9 protein-coding genes and 1 pseudogene are annotated in these 10,525 nt (G+C 60.9%); 6 read left to right on the top strand and 4 right to left on the bottom strand.

From position 1 onward, the window contains the following. The 4 genes and pseudogenes from VJ604_RS03205 to VJ604_RS03220 form a co-directional block, all read left to right on the top strand. A pseudogene (locus tag VJ604_RS03205) lies at positions 1–632 on the top strand (polysulfide reductase); the annotation flags it as partial. A 148-nt stretch (positions 633–780) separates the two neighbouring features. Continuing rightward, positions 781–1,584, top strand: coding sequence for a cytochrome C (locus VJ604_RS03210; protein ID WP_324079939.1), 804 nt, complete (start codon positions 781–783; stop codon positions 1,582–1,584). 67 nt (positions 1,585–1,651) lie between these two features. Then, positions 1,652–2,212, top strand: coding sequence for a menaquinol oxidoreductase (locus tag VJ604_RS03215; protein ID WP_324079940.1), 561 nt, complete (start codon positions 1,652–1,654; stop codon positions 2,210–2,212). Positions 2,213–2,530: 318 nt separating this feature from the next. Continuing rightward, positions 2,531–2,956 (top strand): fasciclin domain-containing protein, encoded by a 426-nt coding sequence (locus VJ604_RS03220; protein ID WP_324079941.1) that lies wholly within the window; start codon positions 2,531–2,533, stop codon positions 2,954–2,956. An 11-nt stretch (positions 2,957–2,967) separates the two neighbouring features. On the opposite strand, the gene VJ604_RS03225 is transcribed toward VJ604_RS03220, so the two are convergent. Beyond that, the gene (locus VJ604_RS03225) at positions 2,968–3,198 is read right to left on the bottom strand and encodes a hypothetical protein (RefSeq protein WP_324079942.1); all 231 of its coding nucleotides are present in this window, start codon (positions 3,196–3,198) and stop codon (positions 2,968–2,970) included. Between the two features lie 355 nt (positions 3,199–3,553). On the opposite strand from VJ604_RS03225, the gene VJ604_RS03230 reads away from it, so the two are divergent. Then, on the top strand, positions 3,554–3,718 hold the full coding sequence (locus VJ604_RS03230) for a hypothetical protein (RefSeq protein ID WP_324079943.1): 165 nt from the start codon (positions 3,554–3,556) through the stop codon (positions 3,716–3,718). A gap of 253 nt (positions 3,719–3,971) precedes the next feature. On the opposite strand, the gene VJ604_RS03235 is transcribed toward VJ604_RS03230, so the two are convergent. Then, positions 3,972–6,431 carry a molybdopterin-dependent oxidoreductase gene (locus tag VJ604_RS03235; RefSeq protein ID WP_324079944.1) on the bottom strand — a complete coding sequence of 820 codons (2,460 nt, stop codon included), beginning with the start codon at positions 6,429–6,431 and terminating at the stop codon, positions 3,972–3,974. Positions 6,432–6,531: 100 nt separating this feature from the next. After that, the gene (locus tag VJ604_RS03240) at positions 6,532–8,544 is read right to left on the bottom strand and encodes an FAD-dependent oxidoreductase (protein WP_324079945.1); all 2,013 of its coding nucleotides are present in this window, start codon (positions 8,542–8,544) and stop codon (positions 6,532–6,534) included. Between the two features lie 269 nt (positions 8,545–8,813). On the opposite strand from VJ604_RS03240, the gene coaE reads away from it, so the two are divergent. Beyond that, complete coding sequence (coaE, locus tag VJ604_RS03245; protein ID WP_324079946.1) at positions 8,814–9,428, top strand: dephospho-CoA kinase; 615 nt, start codon at positions 8,814–8,816, stop codon at positions 9,426–9,428. A 188-nt stretch (positions 9,429–9,616) separates the two neighbouring features. Here coaE and VJ604_RS03250 read toward each other — a convergent pair whose 3' ends face one another. Further along, positions 9,617–10,399: an IclR family transcriptional regulator gene (locus VJ604_RS03250; RefSeq protein ID WP_324079947.1), complete on the bottom strand. Its 783-nt coding sequence runs from the start codon at positions 10,397–10,399 to the stop codon at positions 9,617–9,619. Between the last annotated feature and the right edge of the window lie 126 nt (positions 10,400–10,525).

Genomic DNA, 10,525 nt, shown 5'->3' on the forward strand with positions numbered 1-10,525 from the left:
GGCTGCACTTCTTCGTCTCCTCGCTGCCGGGCGGCCTCTGCATGGTGATCACCGTCTCCACCATCGCCACCAAGACCATGGGCTGGCGTGGCGACGCGCGTTGGCACAAGAGCCTTGAGCGCTGCCAGATCGCGCTCGCCAAGGGCGCCTGCATGGGTATCGCCACCTACATCACCATCAAGCTGATCGCCATCGCCCATGACAACAAGTGGAGCTACCTGGATAGCGGCTGGGGGCAGTGGTTCATGCTCGAGATCATCCTGGGCTTCATGGTACCGATGGTCGTCATGACCTACGGTGCGCACACCAAGAGAATCGGTTTCGTCCGCTTCGGTGCGGTGATGACCGTGCTGGGCGTGGTATTGAACCGGCTGAACACCGCGATGATCACCTTCAACTGGAAGCTCGCCGAGCGCGAGATACCGCCTCTCAAAGAGGTCATCATCGCCGTGACCATCTTCGCGGTCTACATCGTGGTCTACCGCTTCATCCTCTACCGGCTGCCGATCCTGTACAAGTGGAAAGCCGAGGAAGTTCTGGTCCCGGCAACCGAGCCTGCCCGCCACCAGGCGGTCGGCGCAACCGAACCGATCGGTGCCGCGTCCTACAAGTCGAGCACCAAGCTGGACTAAGGTAACTCACGGAAGAGAATCCCGCCCTACGTTCCCTCCCCTTCAAGGGGAGGGACAGGGTGAGGATGGGGTGGAAAAGGCAGTACCAAGCAGAAAGTTTGGAATGGATTGGCAGTCTGGGTGGGCCTCAAAAATGGGAGAGGGTGCCATGTTCGACAAAATCGCAGGAAGGGCTCTGGTTCCCGTAGGGGTGGTGGTTACTGGTTTCCTGGTGGTCTGCTTCGCGCTTCTCTACACGGCCATCAAGAACGTGGTGGTCCGCGACGCGGTAGGCAAGGCAGACAACCTGGCCGGGATCGTCCTCAAGTCGACCCGCTCCGCCATGATGAAGTCGGACCGCGAGATGAACACCGCGATCATCCGGAACATCGGCGAGCAAAAAGGCGTCCAGCACGTGCGCATCTTCAACAAGAAGGGGGTGGTCGCCTTCTCCTCCAAGCCTTCCGAGGTCAACCACCAGGTCGACAAGAAGGCGGAAGGGTGCGTGATGTGCCACGGAGGGAAGGAGCCGCTCACCGCAGTGGGGAGCATGGAGAAGGCCCGCACCTTCAAGAACGCCGCCGGTGTCGAGGTGATGGCGATCACCGCGCCCATCTACAACGACCCCGAATGCGCGAACGCCGCCTGCCACTTCCATCCCGCGGAGCAGAAGGTACTGGGCACCCTGGATATCGGCCTCTCCAACGAGGCAACCCTGAGCGCACTGACCTCGATCAAGCTGCAGATGATCTGCTTCACCGTCTTGACCCTGTTACTGACCGTGGCCGGGGTGGTGACCCTGCTCAAGATCATCGTGCTGGTTCCGCTTCGCAAGCTCCAGAAGTTCACCGAGAAGAGCGAAATCAACAGCGATGTGACAAAGCCCACAGATTTGCCGTATGAGCTTGACAAGATAGCCAAATCCTACTATTTTATCAGGACAAAATTAGCGGAAATTGAGAAACCGTCCTGAGTAATGTCTGTAGGAAGCAAGTGTTATGACTGTCCGCAGGTTGTCTATGTCAGTGAACGAGCGATCAATGGAGCAAGCAGATAGAAATGAGACGAGGACCCTGGAGCAGGTGAATGCCGAAACGCAGACCGATCTGCGCCAGGGGCTCCTCGACGAAATAAAGCGCCTCAGGCGGTTCTCGAACCGCGGCCTGTGGGCGCTTTCCCTGTTCCTGCTGGTCAGTACCCTCGCCTGGCGCGAGTTCTGGTTCCTCCCCCGCCCCGAGGTGATCATCGCCTCCCTGGGCGCCCCCCCCTCCGCCCAGATCATCAGCATCGTGCTGGTGCTCTACACCTTCTCCGCCATCATCCTGAGCCTCGCCCGGATGATGGGGAACATCCAGCATAAAAGCAGCTTCTGCCACGTCGGCTACATCGGCGTCTTCTACCTCTTCTACTACTTCGCCCAGGCCCTTACCGACAACTACTGGGCCGTGTTCGGTGCCGGCTTCACCATCCTCTGCATGGAGAGCTACCGCATCTACACCTTCTGCCATCAGGCGGTCGCCAAGGAGACGGAGAAACTCGCCTTCCTCGACCGCACCGGCCGCCTCCCCGTCGAGGAACCCGATCCCGACGAGGGGTTCTAGCCCCAGCCCCCTTGCCCTGACTTCACTGACTGCTTCAACGCCCCTCTCACCATAACCATCCCCACCAACTTCTACACCCTTTTGCAAGCTCTCCCTCGCCCCCTGCGAGAGGGCCGGGGTGAGGGAAGCCCCAAGCGCCTTGACAGCCAGCATTCTCAGCAACAGCCCCCTCCCCCGAATTGAAACTTTTCCACGCCTGCCTTTGCTGGCTGAGTGAAATGCAGACTTGTATTACATCGGGAAAACGGCTGTAATAATACTGCAGTTCATGCAGTAGGAAGCGAGCGGGTCACGCACTGCAGGAGAAGGAGAGCCTCCATGAAGAACATTCTGGAAACCCTGACAGAGGATGGCAGGTTCAGCAGATTCCTTATGACATTGGAGATGAGCGGGCTGGCGGATAAACTGAGCGGGGACGGACCGGTCACACTGTTCGCGCCGGATGACAACGCCTTTGAAAGGATCAACTTCGGGGAAATCACCAGGGACAAGGATGCTCTCTCATCCCTGGTGAGATACCACATGGTGGCTGGTAGGCTAAGCTCCGCTGAGATACGCGGAGGTGACAAGATTTACACCGAGTGCAACAAGTCTCTCAGTGTGCATCTTGATGAAGGGATGCCGGTACTCGACAACGCCAAATACGTCCGGACCGATATCGAGTGTTCAAACGGCATCGTTCACGTGATCGACCACGTGTTCCTGCCCGAATTCTCCGGCTGGTACTGCGGTGGCTGTTGCTGACCGGGCACCTGTCATGCCCTCTGGCAGAGCTGCCCGGCCGTTTTGATCGTCGTCGTCTTCATGCGAGGGACGTCCAGCACGGTGAAGATCGTGCAGCGTCCCTTCAGGTTCATATTGCAGCTGTTGAGTGTACACACCACGAATGCACGGTCGTTAGGGCCCGCAAGTATCTGGTCGAGCTTGTCGACCAGATTCTTGTCTGTTGCGGCCGCGGCGGCTACCTGGGTCAGCTTGTCAGTCATGATACCCTCCTTTGCCGCTTGCGATGCTCATTTCACTCCTGTGTTTTAATCTTAGCACAACATTAAAAGAAGACGCCCTGACAAAAGTGTTAATTAATTCTATATTTTAAGCCACTAAGATATTACGGTTCTGTTTAAACCTGTGACTTCTCCCCTCTCTGACATTCCTCCAGCCGCACCTCACGCTCCCTTTGCCAGTGTAACCCGCTGCTATGCAAGTAAATTTGCTTTGACCTCCACACAGCTTGAGTGGTAGAGAAGGACAGAGATGACAGCAGAACCGTTGCTTCATCCTTTTGCTTCACTGTTTTGCAAGGAGGAGATCGTGTCAGACATGAAGGCGTCTCTCAGCCAGATGAGAGAGATGGCTCAAAGCCGGATCCGGATGTTGAAAGAGGGAGTGACACTGCACGACGACGAGAAGAAGGCATTCTACCTGCGCGAGTACGAGGCCAAGGTGAAGGAGCTTGACCGCGAGATTCGCCGCCTCAGCCTGAGGCTGGTCCATTCCAGCCGCTAAACGGGTCACCCGCGACACGTATCTACCCTTTCCACCGCCTTTAGTCCCCTCTCCCGAAGGGGGAGGTGTAGGGAGGGGGACTCAGCTCCTTTTCTGGATGCTGTCTCGTACTGGATTGCTGCAGTGCTCCCCCCTCCCTACCTCCCCCCTTCGGGAGGAGGAGCTTAAAACAACGAAAAGTACAAAAAACGAAAAGGCCCCGGTCGATGACCGGGGCCTTTTGCATTTCTTCTCGGCTGTGGGTTGGAGGGCTTTACGCCTTCTCCACCTTCACCTCTACCAGGTTCGAGTTCCCTTTCAGGAGGCCGGTGGCGTTGAGATCCCTGAAGTGCGAGGGGGCGAAGAGCAGCCCGGGCTGGAGCGCATTGCTCACCTTGGCCGTCCCCACCAGGGAACCGGCCGCCGAGGTCAGCTTCACCTGACCGCCGTCGACGATGCCCAGCTCCAACGCGTCGTTGTGGTGGAGTTCCACGTAGCCGGCCGGGGAGACGGACAGGTTGTTCGCCGAACGGGTGGTGGAAGTGCCGTTGTGGAAGCCGATGGGCCCCACCAGCAGCTGGAACTTGGGAAGCCCGGCGGCTGCCGGTTTGGCAACAGCAGCTGCGGCGGGAGCCGCCTTGACGGCGACCTGCTTGACGATGCCGCCGTGCAGATCGGTCGAGTAGCTGTTGGCGAAGTCCAGGATCTCCTTGCGGAGCGGGGCGATGGTGGCGTCGATGGCGCTGCCGGTCACCCGCTTGTAAAGGTCGGCGATGATGACCGCGTCTTCTTTGGCGATACCGGGCGCCTTGATCGACTTGCCGATCTTCTGCACGCGGTTGTCGAGGGAGGTGAAGTAGCCGGTCTTCTCGGCAGCGGCGGAACCCGGCAGCACCACGTGGGCAAAGGGCAGGGAGTCGTTCTCGAAGATGTCCTGCACGATGAGCAGTTCCAGCTTGGCAAGCGCCTTCCTGATCCTGGCGTTGTCCGGGAAGCCGGCCAGATCGCAGCCCATCAGGTAGAGGGCCTTGATGGTCCCCTGCTCGATACCGTCGACGATGCCCCAAAGGTCACGGCCGCCGGTCGAGGGGGAGACACCCATGTCGAGCATGCCGATGGTGTTGTTCTTGGCGTCGATCGGGAAGATGCCCCCTTCGGCACCGTTGGCGCCGGTGAGGATGGCGAGGTCGGCGATGGCGTCGATGGTGGCGGCGGCGTTCGCGCTCCTGACCACGTCGGCACCGAAGACGATGGCGACCCTGCTCTTGCCGGCGATCAGCTTGCCGGCCTCCTTGAGCGACTGCTCGGGGACGCCGCACTCGGTGGCGAGATCGGCGAGGGAGAGGGAAGCGAGCCCGCTCTTGATCGCCTCGGCGCCCGCCGGAAGGGCGGCCCCTTCTTCGACGATCGCCTTCATCAGGCCCAGGACCAGGGAAAGCTCGCGGCCCGGCAGGTTCTTCAGGTGCTTGTTGGCGAACTTCTTCAGCTTCACGTCGCGCATGTTGGCGAGGATCAGCTTGCCGTCGTTCTTGGTGGCGTTCTTCAGGACGCGGTATTCGAGGCCGGTGGCCTCGGCGTTCAGGTCGCAGCCGATCACGATGGTGGCCTGGGCGAAGTCCAGCTGGTCGATGGTGGTGCTGGAACCGGAGAAGCCGAAGCGCTGCTCGATCTGGGCCTGGGCCTGGGCGAAGCCCAACCCTGCCTCGGAATCGATGTTGTTGGTGCCGATGGCGGAGCGGAGGAACTTCTGGAACAGGAAGTTGTCCTCGTTGGTCAACCTGGGGGAGCCCAGGCCGGCCACGGCGGCGGCGCCATCACGGGCGACGATCTCCTTCAGCTTGCCGGCGGCGGCGGAAAGCGCGCTGTCCCAGTCGGCGGCAACCAGCGCGCCCGAGTCGTTACGCAAAAGCGGCTGGGTGAGGCGCTCGGAGGAGTCGAGGTAGCCGTGACCGAAGCGGCCGTTGATGCAGAGGTTGCCGTTGTTGAAGGTCTCGTCGTCGCTGGTGACCCTGGCGACCTTCCCTTCCTTGGCGTGGTACTCGATCTGGCAGCCGGCGCCGCAGAAGGCGCAGACGCTCTCCACCTTGGCGAAGGTCCAGGGGCGCCCCTTGAACTTGAAGGGCTTGGTGATCAGGGCGCCGGTCGGGCAGACCGCGGCGCAGTTGCCGCAGAACTCGCAGTTGAGCGGCTGGCCGTCGACGGTGTCGATGATGGTGGCCTCGCCGCGGTTCACCACCGCGATGGCGTCGCAGCCGACGATCTCGTGGTCCACCTTCACGCACTTCTCGCAGAGGATGCAGCGGTTGGGATCGCTCTCCAAAAGCGGCCAGTCGTAGCGGATCGGGCGGCGCTCCAGGATGGCCGAGTACTCCTGCTTGGTGGCGTTCAGCCCGTAGCAGGCGTCCTGCAGGTCGCACTCGCCGCCGGCGTCGCAGACCGGGCAGTCCAGCGGGTGGTTGACCAGCATGAGCTCCATGATCTTGCGGCGCGCCTCCTGGAGGGCCGGCGTGTCGGTGGTTACCTTGATCCCCTCCTTGACGGGAGTGTTGCAGGCCGTCATGGTGCGGTCAACGCCCTCGATTTCCACTGCGCAGACGCGGCAGGCGCCGGTCGGAGAGACCTTCTTCAGCCAGCAGAGCGTCGGGATCTTGATCCCCACGGTTGCCGCGGCCTCCAAAATGGTGGAACCGACTTCGACCTGCACGCTCTTGCCATCAATGGTTAAGCTGACCATATAAAAACCTCAATTTTTCAAATTGTCGTTTCGGTTTAAAAAGGTTGATGGGGACTGGCGCCGCAAGGTGCCTGCCCCCTTCAGAATTCCGGCTGACCGCCTAGACGGCGACCATGGCGATGCGGTAGCAGCGCAGGCAACGCTCGGCCTCGCGGATGGCCTGGCTGTCGACGAAGCCAAGCTCGACCTCGCAGTAGTTCCCCTTGCTGGCCCTCTCCTTGCCGTGGATCTCGCTCTGGTGCTCGCGGGAGGCGGAATCCAGCCAGGAGACCTTCTCGTTCTTGTCGTAGACGCCGAAGTAGGTGAGGATGTCTTCCATACGCTCGTCGTCGGTGAGCTCCACACCCTTCCCTTCCAGGTAGCGGGCGATGACCTTGGCCGCGCGGTGGCCGGATCCGATGCAGGCCACCACGGTGAGCGGGCCGATCTCGGCGTCGCCGCCGGCGAAGACGCCGTCGCAGTCGGTGATCAGGGTCCTGGAGAGCATGTTGCCCATGCCGTCTTTCAGGTCCTTGCCGTCAGCCCCCTTGAGCGGGACGTACTTGGTGACGATGGTGCTCCACTTGGTGGTGTCGATCCCCGCCTCGGCCGGGATGAAGGAGAGGTCGGCATCCTGGCCGATGGCCGGGATGATGGTGTCGCACTCGATGACGAACTCGGAACCGGGCATCGGCTCCGGGCGGCGACGGCCGGAGGCGTCCGGCTCGCCAAGCGCCATCCTGATCAGCTCGACGCCGACCACCTCGTTCTGCTCGTTGGCGATGACCTTGGTGGGGAGCACCTGGAACTCGAAACGGACACCCTCGTCATCCGCCCCGTCGACCTCCCAGACGTCGGCCGGCATCTCGGCACGCGAGCGGCGGTAGACCAGGGTGGATTCCTCGGCGCCTTCGCGAAGCGCCACGCGGACGCAGTCGATGGCGGTGTTGCCGCCGCCCACCACGAAGACCTTCTTGCCCATGCCGCTGGGCAGCCCCAGGTAGACGTTCCTCAGGAAGTCGATACCGCCGGTCAGGAAGCCCTTGTACCCCTTGTCCTCGCCTTCCACGCCCATCGGCTTGGAACGGTGGGCGCCGGGAGCCAGGAAGACGGCGTCGTGCTTCTTGCGCAGCTCGTCCAGGGAGATGTCCTTGCCGACCCGGCAGTTGTAGACGATCTCGACCCCCATGGACTGGATGATGTCGATGTCGCGCTGCAAGAGGTTACGCGGCTGACGGTAAGGCGGGATGCCCACCGCGACCATGCCGCCGCCGATCGGCAGCGTTTCATAGATGGTGCTGTTGTACCCTTCCAGGGCCAGGTAGTAGGCGGCTGCCAGGCCTGCGGGGCCGGCGCCCACGATGCCGATGGTCTTCCCTTTCCTCGGCTTGGGGAGCATGGGGGGCTTTCTCTCATGCATCCACTCGAAGTCGGAGGCGGTCCTCTTCAGGGTCATGATGGAGATCGGCTCGTCCACGTTCTTGCGGCGGCAGGCCGTCTCGCAGGGGTGCGGGCAGACGCGGCCGCAGACCGACGGCAGCGGCATGGAGTCGCGCACCGCCTGCAGCGACACGTCGTAGCGGTAATCCTTGATCGCCTCGATGTAGGCCGGGATGTCGATGTGGGCCGGGCAGCGGTCCATGCAGGGGGCGGTGTATTTCTCGATGTAGCGGAATTCGGAGGAGAGGCTCTTGGCGCCGCGGATGTAGTTCAAGAAGGCGTCGCGAAAGTGGGTCACCGCGTCCAGCACCGGCACCGTGCAGCTCGGGCAGAGCGTGCACTTGGCGTGGCCGATCACCTGGCAGACGTCCTCGATGGAGGTGAGGTCAGCCTCGCTGCCGCGCCCCTCGACGATGGCGGTCAGGGCGTCCATGATCACCTTGGTCCCCTTCTTGCCGGGGGTGCACTTGCCGCAGACGTATTTCTCCTGGGCCCGCTTCATGTACTCGGCAAGCATGACGGGGATATCGACGTCCTTGTTGTAGACGATGATACCGTCCCAGCCGATGAAGGCGGACAGGGGGCGCTCGCCGTCGTAGGTCACCGGAAGCTTGAAGCTCGCAGGCTTGGCCTCGCCGCCCTTGCGGTTATCAACTATGTTTCTGCCCCAGCTGGAAAAAACAACCTCTGCCACTTAGGCCTCCGAAATAGCTGTAAAGTTAGCCCGATTTTCAGCTAAATGTTTACATTTATTAGGTAAATTATACGGGTCAGATTGTATACAGTATCCAGTTTTTATCACATCACACCGCTCTAATCAAGGGAAAAATCATGCGGATTATCGCGATTCTAGGCCGTATACTGCATCGGGGTACGGTCGTTGCAAATTAGATGTTGTTTTCCCGGCGGATTCCCCCTAACATCGGCTGCGCCTGCAAAAGGTTGGTACTGAAGGGAGACAGTGTGAGAGTCATCGGACTTACCGGCGGCATAGCCTCGGGCAAAAGCAGCGCTGCCATCATCCTGGAGCGATTGGGCGCCGCGGTGGTGGACGCCGACCAGTTGGCGCGCGAGGTGGTCGCGCCGGGAGAGGAGGCGCTGGAGCGCATCGTGGAGAGCTTCGGCGCAGGCGTTCTCAACAGCGACGGCACCCTGAACCGTGCCGCCTTGGGCCAGATCGTCTTCGCGGATCCCGCAGCCCGCCGCACCCTGGAGGGGATCACCCACCCCGCCATCCGCAAGCGCGCGGATGAGCGGCTGAGCCGGCTGAGGGAGGCGGGGGTTGCGGTCACCTTCTACGTGGCGCCACTCATCTACGAGGCCGGCCTGGAAGGGCGCTTTGACGAGATCTGGGTCGTCTACCTGGACCAGGAGACCCAGCTCAAGCGGCTGATGGCGCGGGACGGTTCGGACGAGGAGGCCGCCCGGGCGAGGATCGCCTCCCAGATGCCGATGGAGGAGAAGAAAAAGCTCGGCAAGGTGGTAATCGACAACAGCGGCAGCAGGGAGGATTTGGAGGCGGAGGTTGCCAGGATTTGGCGGCGGGAGATAGCGGCAGCTACCTCTGTTTCCGACTGAAGACAGTCAGCCGTTCGCCCTGAGCTTGTCGAAGGGCTGTCCGACTGCTCCTCCTCCCGAAGGGGGGAGGCCGGGACGGGAAGAGGACAACGGCAAAGTAAGCCCACGAAATAAGAAAGGCCCCGCGAGTTGGCGGGGCCTTTTCATTGCTGCGTCCAGGTTTTTCTTAATCTTAATCTTAACCTGCCTTACTTGTGGTAGCCGAGCTTGTGGGAGATCTCCTCGCCGGAGCGAACCACCAGCGGGATCAGCTCCTTCTCCAGCCGCTCGTCACTGAAACGCATGGACGGACCGGAGATACTGACCGCGCCGATGATCCTGCGGGTGTAGTCCCTGATGGGCGCCCCCACGCATTTGACCCCGACATCCATCTCCTCGTCGTCGATCGCGTAGCCGCGCTCCGCCACCATCTTCAGATGCTTCTTGAGCTCATCCTTGTCGGTCACGGTGTGCTGAGTGTAGCGCTTCATCTCCTTGGTCGGCAGGTACGCCTCCAACTCCTCGTCGGTCATGTAGGCGATCTGGATCTTGCCGGCCGCCGTGCAGTAAGCGGGGAGCCGCGCGCCAACCCTGGGCACGACCCGCACCGTCAGGTCGGTCTCCACCACGTCCAGGTAGACGATGTGGGCATCCTTGAGGATGGCCACATAGGTGGTCTCGTTGCACTCCTTGACCAGCGCCTCCAGCACCGGGCGGGACTGGCGCAGCAAGCCCATCTGTTTTATGAACGTCTGACCCAGTTCTAGCGTCTTCAACCCCAGACGGTAGTTCTCGGTGACCTTGTTCTGCTCGATGTAGTTCCTGGACTCCAGCGTGGCCAGCAGACGGAAGACGTTGTTTTTATGCAGTTTGAGCCTTTTGCTGAGCTCGGTTACGCCAAGCTCGTCGACCTCGTCGTGGAACTGTTCCAGCAGGTCGAGGGCGTGGGATACGGCCTGGATGATGTATTCGGATTTGTCTTTTTTCGCCATTGGCTGCACCTGTTTGATTAGTCGGAAAATTCCAAACGCCTTTTAGTAGGCCATTTGACAATGGCTGTCAAGATAATTTATTGCTTGATAATCACTTTTAATTTAATTAAACTCACTGCCTGGCGA

Origin of the sequence: Geomonas sp., assembly GCF_035254065.1 — a bacterium.
Lineage (GTDB): Bacteria > Desulfobacterota > Desulfuromonadia > Geobacterales > Geobacteraceae > Geomonas.

Bases quoted from the DNA above. Each gene is read 5' to 3' on its own strand.
- VJ604_RS03215 (WP_324079940.1), top strand. From the start codon at position 1,652: ATGGAGCAAGCAGATAGAAATGAGACGAGGACCCTGGAGCAGGTGAAT.
- VJ604_RS03210 (WP_324079939.1), top strand. From the start codon at position 781: ATGTTCGACAAAATCGCAGGAAGGGCTCTGGTTCCCGTAGGGGTGGTG.
- VJ604_RS03230 (WP_324079943.1), top strand. From the start codon at position 3,554: ATGAGAGAGATGGCTCAAAGCCGGATCCGGATGTTGAAAGAGGGAGTG.
- VJ604_RS03235 (WP_324079944.1), bottom strand. From the start codon at position 6,431: ATGGTCAGCTTAACCATTGATGGCAAGAGCGTGCAGGTCGAAGTCGGT.
- VJ604_RS03220 (WP_324079941.1), top strand. From the start codon at position 2,531: ATGAAGAACATTCTGGAAACCCTGACAGAGGATGGCAGGTTCAGCAGA.
- VJ604_RS03225 (WP_324079942.1), bottom strand. From the start codon at position 3,198: ATGACTGACAAGCTGACCCAGGTAGCCGCCGCGGCCGCAACAGACAAG.
- VJ604_RS03250 (WP_324079947.1), bottom strand. From the start codon at position 10,399: ATGGCGAAAAAAGACAAATCCGAATACATCATCCAGGCCGTATCCCAC.